Source organism: Thalassospira lucentensis, from assembly GCF_032921865.1.
Classification (GTDB): domain Bacteria; phylum Pseudomonadota; class Alphaproteobacteria; order Rhodospirillales; family Thalassospiraceae; genus Thalassospira; species Thalassospira lucentensis_A.
Window position 1 is genome coordinate 2,482,563 of the sequence record NZ_CP136684.1, and the last position, 23,166, is coordinate 2,505,728.

At 54.2% G+C, this 23,166-nt stretch carries 23 protein-coding genes and 1 riboswitch; of the genes, 9 read left to right on the forward strand and 14 right to left on the reverse strand.

Going from position 1 to position 23,166, the window contains the following annotated elements:
* The first annotated feature begins 6 nt into the window (after nt 1-6).
* Nucleotides 7-1,359: a glutamate--tRNA ligase gene (gltX, locus tag R1T41_RS12040; RefSeq protein WP_317337239.1), complete on the forward strand. Its 1,353-nt coding sequence runs from the start codon at nt 7-9 to the stop codon at nt 1,357-1,359.
* Between the two features lie 67 nt (nt 1,360-1,426).
* Nucleotides 1,427-2,806, forward strand: coding sequence for a cysteine--tRNA ligase (gene cysS, locus R1T41_RS12045; protein ID WP_317337240.1), 1,380 nt, complete (start codon nt 1,427-1,429; stop codon nt 2,804-2,806).
* 57 nt (nt 2,807-2,863) lie between these two features.
* Here cysS and R1T41_RS12050 read toward each other — a convergent pair whose 3' ends face one another.
* Entirely contained in the window at nt 2,864-3,259 is a 396-nt protein-coding gene (locus R1T41_RS12050; RefSeq protein WP_317337241.1) for a carboxymuconolactone decarboxylase family protein, read from the reverse strand.
* Between the two features lie 28 nt (nt 3,260-3,287).
* Nucleotides 3,288-3,653, reverse strand: coding sequence for a MerR family transcriptional regulator (locus R1T41_RS12055; RefSeq protein WP_062952946.1), 366 nt, complete (start codon nt 3,651-3,653; stop codon nt 3,288-3,290).
* A gap of 171 nt (nt 3,654-3,824) precedes the next feature.
* Here R1T41_RS12055 and R1T41_RS12060 point away from each other — a divergent pair, with 171 nt between their 5' ends.
* Both R1T41_RS12060 and R1T41_RS12065 read left to right on the forward strand, forming a co-directional pair.
* Nucleotides 3,825-4,763 carry an aldo/keto reductase gene (locus R1T41_RS12060; protein WP_317337242.1) on the forward strand — a complete coding sequence of 313 codons (939 nt, stop codon included), beginning with the start codon at nt 3,825-3,827 and terminating at the stop codon, nt 4,761-4,763.
* Nucleotides 4,763-5,470 (forward strand): DUF6064 family protein, encoded by a 708-nt coding sequence (locus R1T41_RS12065; protein ID WP_317337243.1) that lies wholly within the window; start codon nt 4,763-4,765, stop codon nt 5,468-5,470. Before R1T41_RS12060 ends, R1T41_RS12065 begins: the two co-directional genes overlap by 1 nt.
* Here the strand turns inward: R1T41_RS12065 and R1T41_RS12070 are convergent.
* The 3 genes from R1T41_RS12070 to R1T41_RS12080 all read right to left on the reverse strand — a co-directional run bounded on the left by R1T41_RS12070 (nt 5,441) and on the right by R1T41_RS12080 (nt 7,454).
* A complete protein-coding gene (locus R1T41_RS12070; RefSeq protein WP_317337244.1) occupies nt 5,441-6,130 on the reverse strand; it encodes a LysE family translocator in 690 nt (229 codons plus the stop codon). The two genes, R1T41_RS12065 and R1T41_RS12070, sit on opposite strands and share 30 nt — an antisense overlap.
* A gap of 146 nt (nt 6,131-6,276) precedes the next feature.
* Complete coding sequence (locus tag R1T41_RS12075; protein ID WP_007091292.1) at nt 6,277-6,963, reverse strand: DsbA family oxidoreductase; 687 nt, start codon at nt 6,961-6,963, stop codon at nt 6,277-6,279.
* 230 nt (nt 6,964-7,193) lie between these two features.
* On the reverse strand, nt 7,194-7,454 hold the full coding sequence (locus R1T41_RS12080; RefSeq protein WP_062952942.1) for a hypothetical protein: 261 nt from the start codon (nt 7,452-7,454) through the stop codon (nt 7,194-7,196).
* A 281-nt stretch (nt 7,455-7,735) separates the two neighbouring features.
* On the opposite strand from R1T41_RS12080, the gene cimA reads away from it, so the two are divergent.
* A complete protein-coding gene (gene cimA, locus R1T41_RS12085; protein WP_317337246.1) occupies nt 7,736-9,349 on the forward strand; it encodes a citramalate synthase in 1,614 nt (537 codons plus the stop codon).
* Nucleotides 9,350-9,407: 58 nt separating this feature from the next.
* On the opposite strand, the gene R1T41_RS12090 is transcribed toward cimA, so the two are convergent.
* The 5 genes from R1T41_RS12090 to R1T41_RS12110 all read right to left on the reverse strand — a co-directional run bounded on the left by R1T41_RS12090 (nt 9,408) and on the right by R1T41_RS12110 (nt 14,115).
* Nucleotides 9,408-9,932: a hypothetical protein gene (locus R1T41_RS12090; RefSeq protein WP_317337247.1), complete on the reverse strand. Its 525-nt coding sequence runs from the start codon at nt 9,930-9,932 to the stop codon at nt 9,408-9,410.
* A 4-nt stretch (nt 9,933-9,936) separates the two neighbouring features.
* The gene (locus R1T41_RS12095) at nt 9,937-11,175 is read right to left on the reverse strand and encodes an agmatinase family protein (RefSeq protein WP_317337248.1); all 1,239 of its coding nucleotides are present in this window, start codon (nt 11,173-11,175) and stop codon (nt 9,937-9,939) included.
* Between the two features lie 55 nt (nt 11,176-11,230).
* Complete coding sequence (locus tag R1T41_RS12100; protein ID WP_317337249.1) at nt 11,231-12,049, reverse strand: ABC transporter ATP-binding protein; 819 nt, start codon at nt 12,047-12,049, stop codon at nt 11,231-11,233.
* Complete coding sequence (locus tag R1T41_RS12105) at nt 12,049-12,870, reverse strand: ABC transporter permease (protein ID WP_317337250.1); 822 nt, start codon at nt 12,868-12,870, stop codon at nt 12,049-12,051. The genes R1T41_RS12100 and R1T41_RS12105 overlap by 1 nt, the downstream gene beginning before the upstream one ends.
* Nucleotides 12,871-13,044: 174 nt before the next feature.
* A complete protein-coding gene (locus R1T41_RS12110) occupies nt 13,045-14,115 on the reverse strand; it encodes a putative urea ABC transporter substrate-binding protein (protein ID WP_317337251.1) in 1,071 nt (356 codons plus the stop codon).
* 106 nt (nt 14,116-14,221) lie between these two features.
* A riboswitch (guanidine-I (ykkC/yxkD leader) is annotated at nt 14,222-14,329 on the reverse strand.
* 298 nt (nt 14,330-14,627) lie between these two features.
* Between R1T41_RS12110 and R1T41_RS12115 the strand changes: the two genes are divergently transcribed.
* Together R1T41_RS12115 and rpsD are read left to right on the forward strand one after the other, a co-directional pair.
* On the forward strand, nt 14,628-15,419 hold the full coding sequence (locus R1T41_RS12115) for an RNA methyltransferase (RefSeq protein ID WP_317337253.1): 792 nt from the start codon (nt 14,628-14,630) through the stop codon (nt 15,417-15,419).
* A 195-nt stretch (nt 15,420-15,614) separates the two neighbouring features.
* Complete coding sequence (gene rpsD / locus R1T41_RS12120; protein ID WP_062952936.1) at nt 15,615-16,232, forward strand: 30S ribosomal protein S4; 618 nt, start codon at nt 15,615-15,617, stop codon at nt 16,230-16,232.
* A 144-nt stretch (nt 16,233-16,376) separates the two neighbouring features.
* Here the strand turns inward: rpsD and R1T41_RS12125 are convergent, their stop codons facing one another.
* The 4 genes from R1T41_RS12125 to R1T41_RS12140 form a co-directional block, all read right to left on the reverse strand.
* Nucleotides 16,377-18,593 carry a mechanosensitive ion channel family protein gene (locus tag R1T41_RS12125; RefSeq protein ID WP_317337254.1) on the reverse strand — a complete coding sequence of 739 codons (2,217 nt, stop codon included), beginning with the start codon at nt 18,591-18,593 and terminating at the stop codon, nt 16,377-16,379.
* Nucleotides 18,594-18,817: 224 nt separating this feature from the next.
* Nucleotides 18,818-19,153: a Grx4 family monothiol glutaredoxin gene (gene grxD, locus R1T41_RS12130; protein WP_007091305.1), complete on the reverse strand. Its 336-nt coding sequence runs from the start codon at nt 19,151-19,153 to the stop codon at nt 18,818-18,820.
* A 97-nt stretch (nt 19,154-19,250) separates the two neighbouring features.
* Complete coding sequence (gene rarD, locus R1T41_RS12135; RefSeq protein ID WP_317337256.1) at nt 19,251-20,159, reverse strand: EamA family transporter RarD; 909 nt, start codon at nt 20,157-20,159, stop codon at nt 19,251-19,253.
* Nucleotides 20,160-20,357: 198 nt separating this feature from the next.
* Nucleotides 20,358-20,591 (reverse strand): BolA family protein, encoded by a 234-nt coding sequence (locus tag R1T41_RS12140; protein WP_062952934.1) that lies wholly within the window; start codon nt 20,589-20,591, stop codon nt 20,358-20,360.
* Nucleotides 20,592-20,919: 328 nt separating this feature from the next.
* Between R1T41_RS12140 and R1T41_RS12145 the strand changes: the two genes are divergently transcribed.
* A complete protein-coding gene (locus tag R1T41_RS12145) occupies nt 20,920-21,426 on the forward strand; it encodes a glyoxalase superfamily protein (RefSeq protein WP_317337257.1) in 507 nt (168 codons plus the stop codon).
* 143 nt (nt 21,427-21,569) lie between these two features.
* Nucleotides 21,570-23,165 (forward strand): PIN domain-containing protein, encoded by a 1,596-nt coding sequence (locus R1T41_RS12150; protein ID WP_317337258.1) that lies wholly within the window; start codon nt 21,570-21,572, stop codon nt 23,163-23,165.
* Nucleotide 23,166: the final 1 nt, after the last annotated feature.

Genomic DNA, 23,166 nt, shown 5'->3' on the forward strand with positions numbered 1-23,166 from the left:
TTTGAAATGACAAAACCTGTCCTGCGATTTGCACCCAGCCCGACCGGGCTTCTTCACGTCGGTAATGCCCGTGTTGCCATGATGAACTGGCTTTATGCCCGTAAACATGGCGGCGAGTTTATCCTGCGCTTTGACGATACCGATCCGGTCCGTTCCAAAGACGAATATGTCGATGCGATCCGTGAAGACCTGAAATGGCTTGGTATCGACTGGGACCGCGAAGAACGTCAAAGCCTGCGTCAGGATAAATATGACGCGGCGATTGACGACCTGAAATCGCGCAACATGCTTTATCCGTGCTATGAAACCGAAGGCGAACTGAACTGGAAACGCAAGGCCGCCCGCCAGCGTCATCAGCCCTTCATCTATGACCGCAAGGCATTGACGCTTTCGGATGATGAAATCGCCCATCTTGAAGCGGAAGGGCGCAAACCGCATTGGCGCTTCCTTCTGACCGATGGCGTGGTTGAATGGGATGACCTGACGCGCGGAATTTGCACGTTCGATACCGAACATGTGTCCGATCCGGTTCTAATCCGCGAAGACGGATCGCTGCTGTATATGCTTGGCTCCGTGGTTGATGACCTTGAAATGGGTGTTACCCATATTATCCGCGGCGAGGACCATGTGACCAATACGGTGTCGCAAATCCTGCTTTATATGGCGATGGGTGGTAAGCCCGGTGCGCTTGAATTTGCCCATATGCCGCTTTTGGCGGGGCCGGGTGGTTCGCAGTTGTCGAAACGTCTGGGCAGCCTTTCGCTGCGTGAATTGCGCAATGACGGGTTCGAGGTCGCATCACTTGTCGGGCTTCTGACCGGGCTTGGTGCATCGGACAAGATCGAACCGGCGACCCTGACCGAGGTTCTGGGCAAATTCGATCTGTCGCATTATGGCCGTTCGACCCCGAAATTTGATCCGGCGGAACTTGCCAGCCTGAACGAAAAAGTCATTCATGACATGTCGTTTGAAACGGCAAAGCCAAAGCTTGAGGCCCTTGGCCTGGGCGACGCATCCGAAGAATTCTGGAATGCGGTGCGCGGTAATTGCTGGCGCGTGGCAGAAGCGGTTGAATGGTGGGATGTGATCACCAAACAGGTCATCCCGCAGATTGACGACGCCGATGCAGAATTTTTAAAGCAGGCGGCCGATATGCTGCCCGAAGGCGACCTTGACACAACCAGCTGGAAAGCATGGACCGGTGCGATCAAGGATGCGACCGGCCGCAAGGGCAAGGATCTTTTCATGCCGCTGCGTAAGGCGTTGACGGGGCGTGAACATGGCCCGGAAATGTCAGCGATGCTGGTTCTGATCGGACGTGAAAAGGCGTGTGAGCGGCTTTGTGGAAAGGCGGTCTAAAGCAAACAGCTTTGACCGCCGGAAATATCCCGCAAACCCGAAAACACAAGCCATATGGACCGAAAACATGACCAAGACGACATTGCGTATCTATGACACATTAAGCCGCGAAAAGCAGGTGTTCGAGCCGATCGATGCCAACCATGTCCGGCTTTATGTCTGCGGCCCGACGGTTTACGACTATGCCCATGTCGGTAATGCTCGGCCTGTTGTGGTGTTTGATACGCTGGTGCGTGTATTGCGCCATATCTATCCAAACGTGACCTATGTGCGCAACGTGACCGACGTTGATGACAAGATCAACGAACGTGCCCGCCAAAGTGGCGAGCCCATTTCGGAAATCACCAAACGTACCCATCAGGCATATCTGGATGATATGGGCGCGCTTAATGCCGCCAAGCCCGATATCGAACCGCGCGCGACCGAACATATCGCAGAAATGATCGCGATGTGCGAAAGCCTGATCGAACAGGGCTTTGCCTATGCCGCCGAAGGGCACGTACTGTTTTCCGTTGGCCAGTATGAAGAATACGGCAAACTGTCGCGTCGCGACCGCAAGGAAATGATCGCCGGTGCCCGGGTTGAAGTCGCCCCCTATAAAAAGGACCCGGCGGACTTTGTGCTTTGGAAACCATCCGATGACGAGACGCCGGGCTGGGAAAGCCCATGGGGCCGCGGACGTCCGGGCTGGCATATTGAGTGCTCTGCCATGTCGACGCGCTATCTGGGCGCGAATTTCGACATTCATGGCGGCGGATCGGATCTGGTTTTCCCGCATCATGAAAACGAAATCGCGCAAAGCTGCTGCGCGAACAAGGGTTCTAGTTACGCCAAATACTGGATGCATAACGGCCATCTGATGGTCGAAGGTGAAAAGATGTCCAAGTCGCTTGGCAACTTTGTCACCGTGCATGAATTGCTCGAAAGCTGGCCGGGCGAGGCGATCCGTCTGGCGATGCTGGGAACCCACTATCATCAGCCGATCAACTGGACCGAAGAAAACCTGCGTCAGGCCAAAGAGGCGCTGGATCGGTTCTATACTGCCCTTCGCCAGACCACCGATATCGAACCGGAAAACACTCCGGTGCCGGAATCTGTTCTGAATGCGCTGTGTGATGATCTTAATACGCCGCTGGCGATTTCGGAATTCCATGAACTGGTGACCGAACTTAACAAGGCGACGAAGAAGTATGATAAGGCCGAAGCCAAGGGCCGTGTTCTGGCGGCGGCAAAGTTGCTGGGGATTCTGGAAAATGATCCGGAAGCCTGGTTCACCGGTTCTGCCGATGAAGATGAAGCTGCCGAGATTGACAGTCTGATCCAGCAGCGTGCCGAAGCGAAGAAAAACCGCGACTTTGCCACCGCCGATCAGATCAGAAACGATCTTTTGGCGCGTGGTATCCTGCTTGAAGACTTCAAGGACGGTACGAGCTGGAAGCGCGTTTGATCCGTCGGATTTGAATTGGAAAAGGCACCGCAGGGAGACCTGCGGTGCCTTTTTGCTTTAATTGGCGGTGGCGTCCAGTTCGTCAAACAGTTCCTGTGCGGCATTCAGGCCGTTGATCGCGGCGGGAAGACCGCCATAAACCGCCATCTGCCAGATCGCTTCGATGATTTCTTCGCGTGTCGCCCCGGCAGCAAGAGAATGTCTGATATTGACCTTAAGCTGCGGTGCGGTTTGCCCGCCCAGAACCGTCAGGGCGGAAATCGTGCAGAGCTGACGGGTTTTCAGATCAAGGTTGGGCCGGGCGTAATGACGGCCATAGGCCCATTCAACAAGACTTTCGGCAAATCCGGGCACCAGGGTATCGTATTTTTCGGCCAAGGCACCTTCAAGCGGCGGGTTCAGACGTGCGACAACATCGCGCCCGGCGTCGAGCGCGCTTTTATGTTCAGTCATAAGGGGCTCCTGTAAGGTATTTTTGAGGTCAGGCCGTTTTCTTGCGGCCGATTTCGTCGTAATTGGCGATTTTGTAATCGAGCACTTCGAGGGTTTCGGTCAGTTCGGCGATTTTCTGGGCCAACCCGGTCCGATAGATTTCAAGAAGTTCGCGCCGTTCGCCAACCGTTTGTTCGCCTTCGCTGCGCAGACGGGCAAACCGGACCCGGTCGCGGATCGGCATGCCAAGATCCTTAAGCCGGCTTATGAAAGTCAGCCAATCGAGAATTTCCGGGTCATAGTACCGTCGGCCGCCCGCATCGCGGGATGGTTTGGGCACAAGACCGATTTTTTCGTAATAGCGCAGCGTATGAATGGGCAAACCGCTTTTGGCCGAGACTTCACCAATCATCATGTCGGTCACCTTTCAGCTTGGGGAACTTTCAAAAGGCTAGCTGCTGGAGTGTACTTTAGGTCAAGCGTAAATTTTTTGCCAGTTTGTGCAACAGCTTGCAGTTGCGCAGACATGACATTCTGACCACCTTCTATCCTGTGACCGGTTCGAAACGACAATGTTGGGATTGCGATGTTTTTACTGGGTCGACGGAATTTCCTGCGCGGTGCGACGGCAATTGGCGCAACAGCGGGCCTTGGCGCGATCAAACCGCTTTGGGCGCAAACGCTTGATAATCGTGCGGTTCTTGATGTGATCAAAAAGCCGATCCCGTCAACGGGTGAAATGATCCCGGCGGTTGGTCTGGGTAGCTGGATCACGTTTAATGTCGGCAATGATCCGGTTTTGCGCGACCAGTGCGCCAATGTCATGCAGGCCTTTTTTGACGGAGGCGGACGGATGATCGACAGTTCGCCGATGTATGGATCGTCCCAGGATGTGATTGGTTACGGGCTTGATAAACTGGGAGCGCGTGATCGGGTATTTTCAACCGACAAGGTCTGGACGTCGGATGACGGTGCAGAACAGATCGCCGAAACATCTGATTACTGGAACATCGAAAAGTTTGACCTGTTGCAGGTCCATAATCTGGTGGGGATCAACGACAATCTGCCGCTTCTGTTCGATATGAAGGATGCCGGACGACTGCGTTATGTCGGCGTGACGACGTCGCATGGCAGACGCACCGATGATCTGATCGCGGTGATGAAAAACACGCCGCTTGATTTCGTACAGGTCACCTATAACCCGGTGGATCGCAAGGTCGAGGATTACCTGCTGCCGCTGGCTTCGGAACGCGGAATTGCCGTGATCGTCAACCGACCGTTTCAGGGCGGCCATCTGATTGATCGGCTTGAAGGTGAAAAACTGCCGGACTTTGCCGCCGAGATCGAAGTGCGAAGCTGGGCGCAGTTGATTCTGAAGTATCTGATTTCCCATCCGGCGGTGACCTGTCCGATCCCGGCAACGACACAGCCGATGCACGCCATGGAAAACATGCAGGCGGCCACCGGCCCAATGCCCGATGACGACATGCGCCAACGTATTGCTGCCGTGATCGGGGTTCTGTGATGAGCGAGTGGTGGAGCTACAGTCTGGCAGATTTTCTGCTGTTTTCGCCGCGCGTTTATTACCGGCTGTTTGAAACGCTGAATACCACATGGTGGCTGGCGGTTACCGCCGCATTGGTAGCAGGGATCATCACCTTTGGCCTTTCCATCCGGTACGGCAATCGCGGCAACCGGTTGGCGCTTGTGCTGTTGGCGATGATCTGGGGCTGGGTGACTGCGGGCTTCCTTTGGTATTATTACCAGCCGATCAACTGGATAATCCCTTATTTCATTCCGGCATTTATCACAGAGGCATTGTTGATGGTGATGTTTGCCGCGCGCCGGATGCCGTTGCGATTTGGCTGGCGCGGTGATTTTTCCAGCATTGCCGGGGTGGTGATGATCGCGATTGCGATTTTCGTCTATCCCTTTGTCGGTCTGATCGAAGGGCGTGACCTGATACAGGCGGAACTGTTTGGTAGTGCCGCCGATCCGACGGCAATCGGAACACTTGGCTTTATCCTGCTGGCGCGCGGGTCGTGGCGCTGGGTCCTGTTGCCTGTGCCGTTGGTGTGGTGTGTACTGTCCAGCGGGACATTATGGGTGATGGACCAGAATATCGCGCTGCTGCCCCTGATTGCTGTCTGGTTGACGGTGCTTGGCGGCTGGATGGATCAGAAAAGCGGTGTCACCCGCCGGTCATTGCTTGATACCGGCGGGGATGACTAGAGTTCGTGCCGCGCGATTTAACGCCCGGCAAGCAGGCGAATACCAGAACACACCCAGCAAACCATTGATCCAGCGTGCCGCCCGACGATACAGCGAAATCGCCGGGGCGGTGGAAAAGGCGGTGGCATAGGCGAAATGTACCACGGTTGAAATCGTGCCACAGCCAATCACGATCACCCATCCTACCCAAAGTGGCGTGCCATCGGCAAAGCCGATGGAGATGATGGCAATCCATGTCAGGATTGCCTTGGGATTTGTCAGGTGAAGGCTCAGTCCACGACTGAAATACCCGACCGGCGAGATGGTTTTATTGTCGCGCGCAATGGCATCGCCAGCCGGTTGGGCGGGCCGGAAAGCGGAACGAAATGCCTTGAAAGCCATCCATAAAAGATAAATCCCGCCGGCAATGCGAATGATGGTCATGGCATCAGCCCAGCTTGCCAGAAGGGCGGACAGACCCGTCAGGGTCAGAATGCCAATGCAAAGCGAACCTGTTCCGATCCCGATGGCAAAGCAATGACCGGCACGGCGACCGCGTTCAAGCGAGACACCCATCAGACCCAACAAGGCAGGGCCGGGGCTGATCAAGCCCATCAGAAGGGCGGCATAGGCAAGAAATATTCCCGGCAAATAGGGGGCGATATCGGCAAAGTCGATCATGGGGCGATCCTTTGTCAAACATGGTGGCAAACATGCCGTGGTGGCGGTATGAAAACTGTACGCCCCGGCTGTAGTTCTGTCGAGAATGCAAAAGCCCCGGTGCAAAAGGCAACCGGGGCTTTTGATGATCATATCCGATGACGGTATCAGTCTTCAAAAATGACTTCGTCGTCGGCAACCTCGACCTGACGGGCGATTTCGGACAATGCCTGTTCGAAAACTTCGGGCGGATGGCCGCCGGAAATGGCGTATTTGCCGTTCACGACATAGGTCGGAACCGATGAAATACCGGCATTGCGGAATTCTTCCTCTTCGGCGCGGACTTCCTTGGCGAACATGTCGCTACCAAGAATTTCGTCTGCCTTTTCCGGTGACAGACCAACCTCCTCGGCGGCGCGTTTGATCACGCCGTGATCGCCGGGATTTTCGCCTTCCTGGAAATAGGCGCGGAACAGGGCCAGTTTCAATTCGGTCTGTTTGCCTTCCTTGCCCGCCCAATAAAGCATTCGGTGCGCATCAAAGGTATTGTAGATGCGGCTGTCCGAGCTAAAGCGGATGTCAAAGCCGACATTTTCACCCATCATCGAAATACGGTCGCGATTTTCCGCACTTTGATCCGGGGTCAGGCCGTATTTTTCCTTGATATGTTCCGACAGGTTCTGGCCTTCGGGACCCATATCCGGGTTCAGTTCGAACGGGTGCCAGCGCAGTTTGATGTCGACCTGACCGTCCAGACGCTCAATCGCCTGTTCAAGGTTTTTGTAGCCGATGATGCACCAGGGGCAGACAACGTCGGAGACGATATCGATCTGCATCGGGATGCCGTTGCTCATGAATTGTGCCTTGTCTTATGAATATCTGGATGGGTCACACATAAGCGGTATGAAGCCAAACGCAAGGACAGAAATGCGCGGGCTTAAAAGAAACGGCCTGTCCGGGGGAGACAGGCCGTCATATGTGCAACAACTCGGCGGGGGGAGGTAGATTAATCATCTAATCCGAGTTTCGGGGTGTGCACGTGGGACGCTTCTGATGGCAGCGCGGCCAACAGGGGAGGCGAATTTCAATCCATGCCGTCGATATTCTGGCGACGGGCGTTGTCGACCATATATTCGGCAAAGGTTTCAAGGGTAGGACAGGACCAGTCCGCCGCCGTTTTTTCGCCGTCACGTTCCCATTGACCGTACCAGCGGTCATCAGGTTCGAGAAAGATCGTGTAAGCGGCGAAACGGTCGGACGCCGTCCAGCTGTTTTTGCCGGCACGGTGCCAAGTCAGACCCGCAAGCAGCATAACGTCAAAATCTTCGGCGGCTTTCAATGCCATCTTGGTGTCCCTATCCATGCGAAGCCCGAAGAAATGGGGGGTGTATTCCCAGTCACTTCACAATGTATGGTAGAGTTAATCATTACTACCATGCCTTTACAACCATTCAGGGGGACAGGTTTGCTATCCTAAAGGTGGGCAATTAGGCGATTTTGGGCAAAAAGCAGCGCATAATTGGCATGTCTTGTAATGCGGTTGCGTAAATGACGGTTTTGCGGCAATTTGCCAGACCGTCCGGCACATGCCGGAACAAGAGAAGATCGATCAGTTTTGGAATGAATATGTCAGACAAGCGCGTCTATCTATACGACAGTACCTTGCGCGACGGGCAGCAGACCCAGGGCGTGGATTTTTCGGCAGCGGACAAAACCGCAATTGCCAAGGCACTGGACGAGCTGTCGATTGACTATATTGAAGGCGGTTGGCCAGGTGCAAACCCCACCGATGACGCATTCTTTGCCAATCCACCGAAACTTAAAAATTCGAAACTGACGGCATTTGGCATGACGCGGCGCGCGGGGCGTTCGGCATCAAACGATCCGGGATTGACGACGCTTGCACAAAGCGCGGCGATTGTTTGCATGGTCGGTAAAAGCTGGGATTTTCAGGTGACCGAGGCGCTCGGGATCGAGCTTTCGGAGAACCTTGCGATGATTTCGGAATCCATCGCACATCTCAAAAGCCAGGTTTCCGAAGTCATGTTCGATGCGGAACATTTCTTTGATGGCTACAAGGCCAACCGCGACTATGCTCTTGCCGCAATCAAGGCGGCCTACGAGGCCGGTGCGCGCTGGGTTGTCCTGTGCGATACCAATGGTGGCACTCTGCCCGATGAGATTTTCGACATTGTCACCGATGTTTGTTCCCATGTTCCGGGCGAGAATGTCGGCATTCACTGCCATAACGATACCGAGAATGCGGTGGCGAACTCTTTGGCGGCGGTTCGTGCCGGGGCACGGCAGGTGCAGGGTACGTTGAATGGTCTGGGTGAGCGGTGCGGCAATGCCAACCTGATTTCGATCATCCCGACATTGATGCTGAAGATGGGCTATGACGTTGGCATTTCACACGAACAGCTAGCCCATCTCCGCCGGATTTCGCACATCCTTGATGAACGGCTTAACCGCGAGCCTACCCGTCAGGCGGCCTATGTCGGGGATAGTGCATTCGCGCATAAGGGCGGATTGCATGTGTCCGCCGTGGAAAAGAATCCGGCCTGTTACGAGCATATCGAGCCGGAGCTTGTCGGAAACCAGCGTCATATCCTTGTGTCGGATCAGGCGGGGCGTTCAAACATTCTGGCCCGGTTCCGTGAAATCGGGGTCGAGGTCGATCCGAAATCTGATGCGGTTGGCAAGCTTGTCGAAGCGGTCAAGCAACGCGAATTTGATGGTTATGCCTATGACGGTGCCGAAGCAAGTTTCGAACTTCTGGCGCGCAAGGCACTGGGCGAGCTTGACCGCTATTTCCGTGTGACATCGTTCCGCGTGATTGACGAACGCCGCTGGGTGGATGAGCAGGACGAACAGGTCATCACCATGTCCGAAGCGACAGTCAAGGTCGTGGTTGGTGACGGGCAGTTCATGTCCGTGGCCGAGGGTAATGGCCCGGTCAACGCGCTTGACGCGGCATTGCGCAAGGTGCTTCTGACCGTGCCGGAATATGTCGAAGCCGTGCAGCAGATCGAACTGATCGACTATAAGGTCCGCATCATAACACGTGGTGATGGCACGCGCGCAGTCACCCGCGTCATGATCGAAAGCCGCGATGCCGAGGGCAATAGTTGGTCAACAGTTGGTGTTTCAACCAACATTATCGAGGCGTCCTATAACGCGCTTCGGGATTCGATCACCTATAAACTGTTCAAGTCCGGCGTGCGTAGCCAGCATGCGTGACTGTTGGTTTAGGCGATAAAATTGCAAAAGGGCGCGGTTTGATCCGCGCCCTTTTTGTTTAGCTGTGATGGTGATGCAGGTGGTCATGATTGTGCGCATGTCCGAAGCGTTCGGCCGTGAAGCTTAGCAAATCGATATCGGAGCGTTCGGTCATCGACACATAGGTGAATGTCATGGTTTCGCGTTCCTCGATCATGCTGCCGGGAAACGGCAGATAGGCCAGTTCGCGGGTGGCAAAGGCCGGGCAGGCGGTGCCGATTTGCCAGTGCGTGGTGATTCTGGCATCGACCAGATGCATGGTCAGGCCGTCCTTGCCGGTCTTTTGAAACGGGATGTCGGCAAGGCGAAGGTAGCTTGCCTTGTCATCGGCCTTGCGGAAGCCTTCGACGAAGCTTGAGGACAGGACCTGTAATTCTTCGGCATGGTCGGCGTCGCTTTGGCCGTGGACATGCGAATGCAGGTGATCGTGGTCCGGGGCGTGATTATGCCCCGGTCCGTGTGAGTGGTTTTGCCCGACATCATGATGATGGTGGTCGTGATCATGTTGATGATGCGTGTGGGTGTGGGGATGATCATGGGGCATCGGGTTACTCCACATCCGGGCCGGCGGGGATGCTTACCGGTTTGTCGATGATGCCGCGATGCGATCCCATTTTGCCGTGCGACACCAGTGTGCCCAGCACATCGACAATCACGCGCGTTGCCAGAAGGGCGGTAATGTCCGAGCAGTCATAGGGCGGGGAAACCTCAACGACCTCAAGCCCGCAAATGCCTTCGGCGGCGACGAGCGATACAAGTTCCAGTGCCTCGCGCGGCAGGAAGCCGCCAGGTTCCGGCCAGCCGGTGCCCGGAACGAACCCGCAATCGACACTGTCTATATCAAACGAGATATAGACAGCATCAGCATCCTTCCATGCCAGTTCAAGCGCGCGTGCCGCGGTTTCGGCAAGTCCGAGTTCCTCGACATCGCGCATGGTGAAGATGTTGGTATTGCGATTGCGCGCAACTTCGACCCCTTCGCGCGGGACCTGCCAGCCACCAATGCCGACCTGCACAAGGTTCACCGCCGGAACATTGACCAGATCGGTGGCATGGAACCACGGCGTGGTATGCATCCGTTCATCAAGGTCCTTTTCCTGAATGTCGATATGACGGTCGAAATGCACGATACCGATGCGTTTGGATGTGCATTGCGCAATGCCGCGCACGCACGGGAAGCCGATGGAATGATCGCCACCGATCATGATCGGCAGCGCGCCGCTGGATGCGACGTGACTGACCGCGCGCGTGATCTGGTCAAAGGTCTTTTCGATATTGGCCGGGATGGTGAAAACATCGCCCACATCGCACAGCGTCATCTGTTCGCGAAGATCGACCCCCATTTCATAGTTATAGGGCGTGTAAAGGGCGGATATCTTGCGAACCCCCTGCGGGCCGAAACGCGTGCCGGGCCGGTATGTCGTGCCACCGTCAAACGGGATACCGATCACGGCTGCATCATAGGCGCCGACCTTGGTAACGTCTTCGATATAGGGCGCTTTCAGAAAGGTATTGATCCCGGCATAATGGGGCAGTTCACCCCGGGCAAAGGTCGGAATTGATTTATCAGTCAGGCAATCGGACCCGGTCAGACCCATGCGAAGCGCCCACTGCTTTTCCTTTTCCCAGGCGGCTGATGGCAGCAGGGCTTCTTTTTCCGCCGATTTCCATCCGCGCAATTGCAGCTTGTCGAAATTCGGGTGGTGATGGCGGGTTGCATTGGGGGCGGGCAATGTTCCGGCCACGCGATGTCGGCGGACATTTTGGGGGGCAAAGAAATCGCGCATGGTTGTTTCCTTCGGGTTGCGTCAGTCTTTGTTGGGTTGGCTTTCGGGTTCGAGATCAGGGAACGGGTGTGGTCGCCATCAGGGCGGCCGAGAAATTCATGCCGTCGGTTTCATCGGTTTCGCCATTGGCACCGGGAACCGGTGCCGCAGACAGATCAATCGGCAGGTCATATGTGATGGTCGCGCCATAGGCTTCGGGTGTGACCGGATCGTCGCGCAGCTTGTCAAACACCAGCATCCTTGTGCCGAGTTTGAAGGCCTCGTGGATGTCGTGCGTGACCATGAAAATCGTCATGTCATGCGCCTTCCAAAGGCCCAGCAGCAATTCATGCATGTCATTGCGAATACCCGGATCAAGCGCGCCAAACGGCTCGTCGAGCAGCAGCACGCCGGGCTTCATCGTCAGGGCCTGCGCAATGGCAAGGCGTTGCTGCATGCCACCCGAAAGCTGGCTGGGATATTTGTTGGCCGCCGGTGACAGGCCGATTGTTTCAAGCAATTCGGCAACGTCGTCGCGGGCCTTTTTGCGGGCACGGCCAAACAGGCGGCCGGTCAATTTGCGTGCGGCAAATTCCGCCCCGATCATCAGGTTTTCGGCAACGGTCAGATGCGGAAAAACCGAATAACGCTGAAATACGATGCCGCGATCAGGTGTCGGTTGTTGCGGCAATGGGGCGCCATCCATCAGGATATCACCGCCACTTGGCAGTTCCTGGGACAGCAGCATGCGCAAAAAGGTCGATTTGCCACAGCCCGATGCCCCGACCAGCGTGCAAAACGCCCCGGCTTCGATATCCAGATTGATGCGTTCAAGTACCGGATATTCGCCGTAAGACTTGCTCAGGTTGCGGATCATGAATTTCGGGTCGCGCATCACAGACTATCCCCCGAAAGGTGGTTCCACGGAAAAGCCCTGCGCGATGCCATCAGCAGCAGGCGATCAAGAATAAAGGCCAGAAGCGTGATCCAGGCTACATAAGGCAGGATCACATCCATCGCCAGGTAACGGCGGACCAGAAAGATGCGATAGCCAAGGCCGCTCGTGGATGCGATGGCCTCGGCCGAAATCAGGAATATCCACGCCGGGACAAGGCCAAGCCGGATGGCGGTGATCAGTTTGGGCATGACTTGCGGCAAGACCACGCGCGTGATCATTTGCCATGTTGATGCGCCCAGCGTTTCTGCCTTGATGATCAGTTCGCGCGGGATTTCCATCACCGCCTGCGACACGCAACGGATCATGACGGGGGCGGTGCCGATCATAATCAACATCACCTTGGATGTTTCGCCCAATCCGAAAATGATGAACAGGATTGGCAGAATGGTAATCGGTGGGATCAGTGACAGGGTGGCGACAAACGGTGCCAGCCCGCGCCTGATATGCGGAATGAAGCCGATGGAAATGCCAAGCCCGACGGCAAGCAGGGTGGAAATGAAAATACCAACCGTAAGGCGCGACAGGCTATCGACCGTATCAAGCCACAGCAGATAATCGCCCGACCGTTTGTCGGCCTCGAACCCCATGCGCCAGATCGCATCCCCCATGCTGCTTAGTGACGGCAGCAGTTTGTCCGCCGGATTATCGATCCGTCGCAGATGGCTTGCGATGGCATAGGCCCCGATCAAAAGCGCAAACGGGGTCGAACCCAGCAATATGGCCGCGCGTCTTGAAAGAGTGCGGTTGATGATACGCATGGCCGTCACCTTGCAATTGCAAAAACGGTATAGGTGTCAAAACGGGGCAAAGTTCACAAAGGTCGGCCATCCGAACCCGAAGCAACCGGTGCAATGAATGTTACCGGGCCGGATGGCCGACAGAGTTAAACAGCATTAATCAGCAAAGCGCGTGGTGACGCGAACACGCTGCGCTCAAAGTTCGCCCTTGGCGGCCATTTCCATATAGGTCGTGTCGAATTTCAGTTTCACATTGGCGCTGTCGCCATAGATGCTGCCGTCCGGGAAGCTGACGCCGACAAATTCCGGGCTTGGTGCGCCTTCGCCAAGGATGCCCTTGTCGAACAGGAATTCGGCGACGAATTTCATGGTTTCGGGAAGCTCGGCTGATTTGGTGAATTCAACGGCCTTGTCCGGGGTAAAGAACATCGCCGTGCTGGCAAGCTGGGCGTCATATCCGGCAAGATCGGTTCCAGATGCTTCGGCCATTGCAGTGCGTGCGGCAATGCCTTCGTCCGTGTCGGATGCCATGATGCCCATCAGTTCATACCATGCACCGACCAGTGCCTTGCCAAATGCCGGATTGTTGGCAAGGGTTTCGGTGTTGACCATCATGATATCGATGATTTCGCCGGGAATGCCCGCACTGTCAAAGACAAGCGTTGCATTATCGTTGGCGGCGATTTCCGATAGAAGCGGGTTCCACGTCACGACAGATGTTACATCATCGGTGGCATAGGTCGCGATCATGTCGGCATCGGATGTATTGACGACGGTGACGTCCTGTTCAGACAGACCTACTTTCTCAAGGGCGCGTGCCAGTAGATAATGGGAAACGGAAAGTTCGACCAGATTGACATTCTGCCCCTTGATGGCGGCAAGGTCGGTTGCGTCTTTCAGGATGATACCGTCATTGCCGTTGGAATAATCGCCAACAATCAGGGCGGTGGTATCAACCCCGCCACCGGCCGGGATCGAAAGCGCGTCCATATTGGTCATGGAGCAGCCGTCATATTCGCCGGCGGTATATTGGTTGATTGATTTAACGTAATCATTGATCTGCACGATATCGACCGAGATGTCGTATTTGTCGGCCCATTTTTTCATGATGCCGCTGTCTTGCAGATAGCCCCACGGCATCCAGCCGACATAGATCGACCAGCAGACTTTGAATTCGGATTTTTCTTCGGCGTGGGCGGGCAGGGAAGCCAGAGAGGCAGAAAGGACGGCGGCAAACGAAAGTGTTTTAAAAAACGTCTTTAACATGTGTGCGCTCCTGCTTGTTTTGCGGATCACTTCGGATCAGTCAATTCAAGAAAGGCTCTTGCACACAAACCGGGAGAAGGCTTGTGCGCGACAAACCTGTGCAGTTGTCTCCCGGGATTTTGGCCCGCCGTGTCACCGGTCTATGAAACGTCGACCGGCTTGCGCCTCTCGGACCAGCATCCCTTTCGGAACCGGAACCCTAGGCGCGCTGCACAATCAAACAGAAGCAATGCATATGCCAGTCACCTGAAATGTATCTTCGGATGATGGTAGTGTTATGGAAATAAAGGATAATACTGGTGTTGGTGGGGCTGCCCCTCGTGCGAAATGCATATATGCACCGCACAATTTATGATTAAAAAATCACCATAAAAATAAAAATGTTTAAAATGTATGCATTATTCGTGTGTGTAATGTGTACTGGCATCGTGCATTGGCTTTTGGTAAAGAAGCGCCAATATTGACGGGCATGCCCGCACTTCACCCCACGCAAAGACCGGAGAATTCAAGCGATGAGCGACGTCGCAGACGCGGCTATGCCGGATGGCGCAAGACCCGAAACCGGCGGTATCGCCAATCCGCCTGTCATCATCCTGATTGAACCGCAGCTTGGCGATAATATCGGCAAGGCGGCGCGCGCCATGCTTAATTGCGGATTGGTTGACCTGCGTCTGGTGCGGCCGCGTGATGGTTGGCCCAATGAACGGGCGACGGCCAATGCATCAGGGGCTGATATTGTCATCGACAATACCAAGGTGTTCGAGCGCGAAGAAGATGCGCTGGCGGATCTGAACCGGGTTTATGTGACGACCGCGCGGACGCGCGACGCGATCAAGCCGGTCTTTACCCCAAAGGGGCTGGCGCCTGAAATGCGTGCCAATGTCTCGCGTGGGGAAAAGATCGGGGTCATGTTCGGTCCGGAACGCACCGGTGTGCGCAACGAACATATTTCGATGGCCGATGCGGTTGTAACCGTACCGCTTAACCCCGGTTTCACGTCGCTTAATCTGGCGCAGGCGGTGTTGCTGATCGGGTATGAATGGTGGCAGGCCGGTGTTGATGTGCCCGACTACCAGATGATGATGAACGATACCTTTCCGGCCACCCGGGACGAACTTGACCGTCTGTTCGAACATCTTGAGGCGGAACTGGACAATTCCGGCTTCTTCCGGGTGGAGGCAAAACGCCCGAATATGGCACGCAATATCCGCAATATTTTCAACCGCGCCAACCTGACGCATCAGGAAGTTCAGACACTTCGCGGCATGATCGTTGCTATGCGGGGTGGCAAATTCAAAGCGTGACGGTCGTGGACATGGCGGCAAGGCTGGTGTTTGGGTGATTCTTTTCGTTTGACTCTGCGGTCTTGATCTCTATATTGCGCCTCACTTCCGAGAAAGTGGGGCGAAACGGGTGTTTTCGTCCCCGTTCCTGTTTAGGGTAACCGAAACAGGAAACTATCGGGACAATAAAGTGATCTTAAAAAAGAGAGTTACAAAATGTCGAAACGTATTGCTGCAAAGCATAAGATTGACCGCCGCCTTGGCGTGAACCTTTGGGGCCGTGCAAAATCGCCGCTGAACAAGCGCGAATATGCACCGGGCATGCACGGCGCGACCCGCCGTAAAAAGCCGACCGATTACGGCACCCAGCTGTTCGCCAAACAGCAGCTTAAAGGCTACTACGGCTCCATCTCCGAAAAACAGTTCCTGCGTTACTACAAAGAAGCATCGCGTCGTCCGGGCGATACTTCCGAAACGCTGGTCGGTATTCTCGAGACCCGTCTTGATGCCGTTATCTACCGCATGAAATTCGTTCCGACCGTGTTCGCAGCGCGTCAGTTCGTTAACCACGGCCACATTCTTGTCAACGGCAAGAAAGTCACCATTCCTTCTTACCTTGTTAAAGAAGGTGATGTTGTTGAAGTCAAACAGGCTTCGCGCGAAATCCCGATGGTTATGGAAGCTGCCAACCTGAACGAACGCGACGTTCCGGAATATCTCGACGTTGATGCGAAGGCCTTCAAAGGCACCTTCGTTCGCGTTCCGAAATTCGCAGAAATTCCGTACCCGGTTCAGATGCAGCCGAACCTGGTCGTCGAATTCTACTCGCGTTAATCCTTTATCGGATTTCGCGAAGACGAACACAGAACGCCCGCTGGAAACAGCGGGCGTTTTGCTTTGTTAGCCCTCATCAAAAAGCCCCGCACGGTTTGCTGTGCGGGGCTTTTGATTTCGGATCGTGCGACGGGCCTTGGGTTACTAGCCCTTTGGCGGGGCGATCTGTTCGGATGCCTGCTGTGCGGCTGCGGCAATCGCTTCTTTTTTCTGTTCCGGTGTCGCGTCGTCGGGCACATCGACCTTCACATTGCGGGATGCCATGTGGATGCCGTTTTCCTTGAACATCGCCAGAACGCTTTGATAGACGGTTTTGCGGATGGTGAATTGTTCGCCGGGCTTGGAGGTATATTTAAGCCCGATCACCATGTTGAATTCTTCCATCCGGCGAACGCCCTGCGATTTCAGCGGTTCGATAAAGCTGTCACCGATCAGCGGATCTTCCAGCAGTTCGGCAGACAGCTTTTTGACCAGTTTCTTGATCTTGTTGACGTCGGTTTCGAACGGTACGCGGAATTCAAGTTTGACGATCACCCAGTCGCGGCTGTGGTTGATGATCGATTTGATTTCGCCAAAGGGCACGGTTTGGAGGGGGCCGCGGTGATGGCGCAGTTGCATTGACCGGATCGAGATATTTTCGACCCGGCCGCGCAGGTTATCGACCTCGATATATTCACCAAGCCGGAAGGCATCATCAAGCAGGAAGAAAACCCCGGCGACCACGTCACGTACCAGTGCCTGGCTGCCAAAGCCGATGGCAAGGCCAACAACCCCGGCACCGGCGATCAACGGGCCGATATCAACGCCGAGTGCTGACAATGTCACCATCACCACCATGATGACGATGACGGTAAGCGCGAAGTTTTTCAGAAGCGGCAAAAGGGTTTCAATCCGCGATAACCCGGTACCGCCACCTTCGCCGTCGCCATGTCCATCTCCAGCACCGCTTTGGCTCATGCGTTCGTCAAGGAATGCCTTGATCAGGGACCAGACCAGGTCGGCAATCAGCAGGATCATGATGATTTCTGTCGAGGCATCAAGCGCACGCGCAATGATCCCGGCATCCTCGGCCAGCGCAAGGCGATCAAATCCCCAGATGCGCCAGAAACTGGCAAGGACAAAGACAATTGCCAGAAGCCGCACACCGCGTTTCAGAACCGGGGTAAAGACCGGAAGGTCCGGCTGAACAGGTTTGAATTCTTCCTCGGCCTCCATCGCGGCGGCTTCGGCACGGGCATTGATCGCATCTGCTTCAGCTTCGGCCAGTCGGGCTTTTTTGCGATGCTGGCTTTCGATGATGTTGCGGAAAATCGCATCAAACAGGCAGGCTATGCCAATTGCCAGCAGGCACTTCATGAAGCGGTCTGCCGCCAGAATGGTCGTCGCGCCGAGTGCAATCAGATAGGCGCAGACAAAGACGGGCCATAAACGGGCAAGCGATACGGGCAGGGCAATCTTTTCAACTGCGCCCGTGAGCTGGTGAGTGGCGAAATAACGTGCCAGCGAAACCGTTGCGAAGCAAAAGGCCAGAACACTGATCACGACCGCGATATCAAAAAGGATGATGTCGCCATTTACCATTGCCGGTGATTGCCGAAAAACCCCGGCCAGCGCAAAGGCAGATAACGAGACGCCACTTGCGATGGTGATGGTGCGCGTCAGTGTTGCTGCAGTCTGTGGATCCACATTGATCATCCGAAGGCCTTCGGCCTGTGGCGCAAACAGGAATTGCAGCACGATCATGACGAGACGCAGGACAAAGAACGCGGCGAGCAGTGACAGGAGTGCTTCCTTCATCAGGGGGGGCCAGTCAAAGATCATGAAGGCACCGATCGAGCCGATGGCAAAGACCGTCAAAGACAGCAGCGACAGGACGGATAAAAGCGCCATTTGACGCAGCCGGTCGAAAAACCGGGTGGGGTGCTGTGCTTCAAGATAGCTGCAAAGCGGGGCCGCAGCGCGGCGATACAGGAATTCGACGATCAATCCGACACCGACAAAGATCACGGTAAACAGCGCAAGGCGCATCAGTCCCCTGCGGCCGATATCCGATGCCAGGAAATCACCGGTTCGTGCCATTTCATCGGGAAAGGTTTCAAGACCGGTAAAGGTATCTGCGATCTGTTCGCGGGTTCGTGCAACCCCGGCATCAAGAAAGTCGTAATAGCTGAAGGTCGTTTCAGCCGTCTCGGACAAGGCATCATCGGACGGATCGGTTGTTTCCGTGGTCTGTACTTCGTTTTGGGCGGCGATTGTAGCCAAGGCAGCCTGTGCATGTGCCCTGTCTGCCATAGCCGACACAGTGCCGGCCACCAGCAGCCAGAGCCCGAGGCACATCAGGATTTTTGTTGTGATTTTCATAATGTCCCGCCCAACGTCCTGTTCGTAAAAACGAATTCCCATCTGGAAGATGGTACAGGCAAACAGGGCCTTCAAGGAATAGTTTTACGACGTCGGCCCATATGCACGCAGGGCTTGAGGTGATGGAAATCGCAGCAGGGCAATAAAAAACGCGCCGGGCATCCGCACGGCGCGTTTCATCTCTTCGGCTGTCAGGCCGGATCGGGTCTGTGTCATCCGCCTTTTCAGGCAGCGACAGCAACGCCCTTGTCTTTCAGGTGCTGGGCCAGTTCGCCCGAGGCATACATTTCACGAACGATGTCGCAACCGCCAACGAATTCGCCTTTGACGTAAAGCTGCGGAATGGTCGGCCAGTTCGAGAAGTCCTTGATGCCCTGGCGGATTGCCGGGTCGACCAGAACGTTGATGTCCTTGAACGGCGCGCCGAGTTCGGCAAGGACCTGCACGACGGCGGCCGAGAAACCGCATTGCGGGAACATCGAGGTGCCCTTCATGAACAGAACGACGTCGTTATCGTTGATGTCTTTCTGGATGCGATCAAAAACCGGATTGTCGGTCATGTTGGTTGTCCTTGGCTGCAAAGGCGGCGATCTCTCTGCCGCGATATTTCAGGTTATGGTTTTATGGCCGAAGATATGGCTGGAAGGGGCGGTTCTGTCAACTCTTGCGGCGCAATTGCCGTGCGGTCCGCAGATTATCCCATGTAAAAATGCCAAGTCCGATCCACACCAGCGCATAGGTTATCATATGTGCCCCGGTAAAGGTTTCGCCAAGCAGCAACACCGCGACGAAGAACTGGATCGTCGGGTTGAGATATTGCATCAGGCCAAGAGCGGAAAACTTCATGTTCCGGGCAGCAAAGGCAAACAGCACCAGCGGAATTGTCGTTACCGCGCCAAGCGATATCAGCAAAATATCATTGCCGATTCCCAGATTGCCGAAGGCCATATTGCCCGACATGCCGAGCCAGACCAGATAGCCAAATGCCATTGGGGATAGCAGCAGACATTCGATAAAAAGCCCGGCAATCGGGTCAGCCGGGACAAATTTGCGGATCACCCCGTAAAAGCCGAACAGCAAAGACAGGCTAAGCGCGATCCAGGGCAGGGAGCCGAAAAACACCAGAAGATTCAGAACCCCGGCAAAGCAGACCAGTACGGAGACGATCTGTATGCGATTGAGTTTTTCGCCAAAGAAGATGCGGCCAAGGATCAGCATAATCAGCGGCATGATATAATAGCCAAGGCTGGCCTCAAGCGCATGCCCGATATGAACCGACCAGATATAAATTACCCAGTTCCCGGCAATCAGCAGGCTGCTCAGAAACAAAAGCCCCATGGTGCGCCTGGATGACAGCAGTTCCCACAACCGGGCGCGACGTTTCAGAACAAAAACCAGCGTTAATGTCAGGATCGCGGACCATAGAATGCGATGGGCGAGAATTTCAAACGGGCTCGCGAAATCGATGATTTTGAAATAGAAGCCCAGAAAGCCCCAGATGACAAAGGCACCAAGCCCGGCCAGTGGTCCGGCACCGATCAAAGCCGGTTTTTGGGATGATGTCATCGTTATTGAACCATGGTCATTTTGTGGGGCCAAATGGCATGTGCCGGTACTGGCAAAACAATTGTTAGTTGGCAGGGCCGACCGGAAGTCGCGGGAAGATCGGAACATCTGGGGCGCCGAAGGTCATCGGCGCCCGTCATGCTTCTGGCCGGATGCGATCAGGGGTGGCGTTCGCAAGCGGTCATTTCCAGCCGGAACTTATTCCGGTGCAGATGTCTGCAGTGCAAGGGCGTGCAGTTCGCCGCCCATTTTGCCCTTGAGTGCGGAATAGATCATCTGGTGCTGCATCACGCGGGTTTTGCCGCGGAAGGATTCGGATACAACGATTGCAGCATAATGGTCGCCATCACCGCGCAGATCCTCGATGCGGACCTGTGCATCGGGAAGGGCTTCCTTGATCATCGTTTCGATTTCGTGGGCTTCCATCGCCATGGCGTTAATTCCTTATAATTGGTCGGACACCCTTGCGCCCTGTTTTGCGCATCCATCCGGGTGCCCGGCGATATTTGTTAATTCTGGTATATGTTGTCCCTGTGGGGGCTGTCAATTTCTGCAAGTCGCGAAGTGCTTCACAAGGTCAAAGATGCGGCGATGCTTGTGTTTCGCGGCACATTGCGCTAGGAAAATCGCGGTTGCTCACACCGGCCGTCCGCCGGGCATCTGCCCATGGTAAAGTGATGCAGACGATTTTATCGGTTCCCCGTTTTCTTTGACGCCGGACCGGCAATGCGGACACCCGGCCTCCTGTCAGGAGACGAAAATGAGCCAAACTTCTCAAAACCTGTCCGTAAAACCGGAGCAGACATCAGCCGATTTAGCGAAAATTGGATCGGGTGATCTCGCCGGTATGCTCAAGGCACAGGCGAAACGCCTGCGCAACGCACTTGCCAGCCGTAACCTGACGGTTTCCCGCGCCGGCAGCCTTGAACTTCTGGCGCAAAGCCACGGTTTTCGTGACTGGAACACTGCGATTGCAATGACGCGCAAACGCGAACCGGTTCGGATCGCCGATCTTGGTATCGGTAAACGGTTTGCCGGGTCCTATCTGGGGCACGCAGTGTGCGGGCAAATTCGTGGTGTCACCAAAACCCCGGTCGGCGGTGTCTACCGGATCGAAGTCCATCTGGATCGACCGGTTGATGTCGTGACATCGGAACGTTTCAGCGCCCTGCGACAACGCATTGCTTCGCGGATCAACGAGGATTGCGAACCCGTACTTGCCAATGGTACGCGCGGCCCCGGTCTTTCGGTTGATTTGCTGCTGTGACAGTGACTGAGCTTCTTGCGGACATAAATCCCGAAACCCTCCGGCAGCTTCCCAAGGTTGCCGGAGGGCTTATGTATTTTAGCAGGTCTTGAGTTCGATGATGTTACGAAAGTTGATCGGACAAGTAAATCTACCTGCGTAAATTGGATGCACTATTTAGTATTGGGATGATATTAGTTGTTTCTATTTTTAGTTTTGGTCATCGTAGTGCACAAGATAGCTTTGGGTTGGGAGGATCGATATTCCTCCATGTGCCGACGGGGGATTTAATGCGGCATCTATATCAAGGATATTACCAACCAACTGACGCAGATTTGAATATCCTACGTCGAGAGGGGCTGATCGTTTTTGATGCAAATGTCTTACTGAATCTTTACCGATACAGGCTCTCTACAAGAGAGAAACTGTTTAAAGAAATAGAAAAGAACAATGATAGAGTGTGGATTCCGTATCATGTTGGATTGGAATTTCATCGAAATAGATTGAAAGTAATATTTGAGCAAAATGATAAATCACCAAGATTTAGAGAAATAGTAGATGAAAATATATCAAGAATTGAAGGTAGTGTAGGAAATTTAAATTTAAAGAAAAAACATAGTTTTCTCGACCCTGATGGGCTAATTACTGGCCTTAAAAAGGTGAGAGATGAGTTTTTTGAGGGTATTGAAAAGGAAGAGGGACGGCACAATCCTGTGCAGTCCGGTGCCGCAGACGTCGTTTTAGATCAAGTAGGAAAGTTGTTCGAGGGTCGGATCGGCAATTCACCCGAGAGCCAAGATTCACTGAATGAAATTTACAAGGAGGGAGAAAAGCGCTACGCCGCAAAAATACCACCTGGTTATGAGGACTCACGAAAAGGAGATGAAAACGATAATTTCCATTTTGGAGGCTTGGAATACAGTAGAAAATTCGGGGACCTCATTATTTGGAAGCAAATAATTGATTATGTGAAATCTAAGAACATAAAAAATATTATATTCGTGACTGAGGATGAAAAGAAAGATTGGTGGTGGTTTGCGGAATGGGGAAAAAAGGAATTAATTGGTGCTCGACCTGAGCTCGTTGAGGAGATCTGCAGGGAAGGTGGTGCATCTAGATTTTATCTCTGCAATACGGCGAGGTTCTTAAAGTTGGTAGACGATGCATCTAATTCTGACGAAATCAAAGAAGCAATACAAGATGTAGAGACAGTTGCCGCTAAACGGTTGGCTCATGAGGCGGCTAAATATTACTCTCAACCTGCATTATTTTCAGATAACTATCGCCACAATAGATCGTCGTCTTTCGGGTATATGGAAAGAGGCTCGCGTAGTGAAATTTACGATATTATTGCTCGGCACATATCATTTCGGTTTGGCGAGATCATTCCATACGACAAAAAGTTTCCAATGTTCGTTTCAACGAAATTGGAGGAAAAGTATGGGTATACCATCGTCTCTATGAGAACTACGCGTGCGGCTGTAATGCGTGTTAGGGAAATTCTTTACCGAGCTTATCATGCGTTGATGGAAGATGATTTTTCCGTCATCAGCATATATGTGTGCGTCCTAGAAGGCCTCGGGGATTACACAAATTTCCGCTCGGAGCTGGCTTATCTCCAGAAAAGCCTGAACAATGTCGGCAGCAATATAATTGTGGTGGTCGGTGAGATGGTTTCGGACGAAAACGAACAGGGAAGTAGTCCCGAATTTGCTGAGCGTATAGTTTTATCAAGCATGACTGGTAATGTTTTTGATTGAT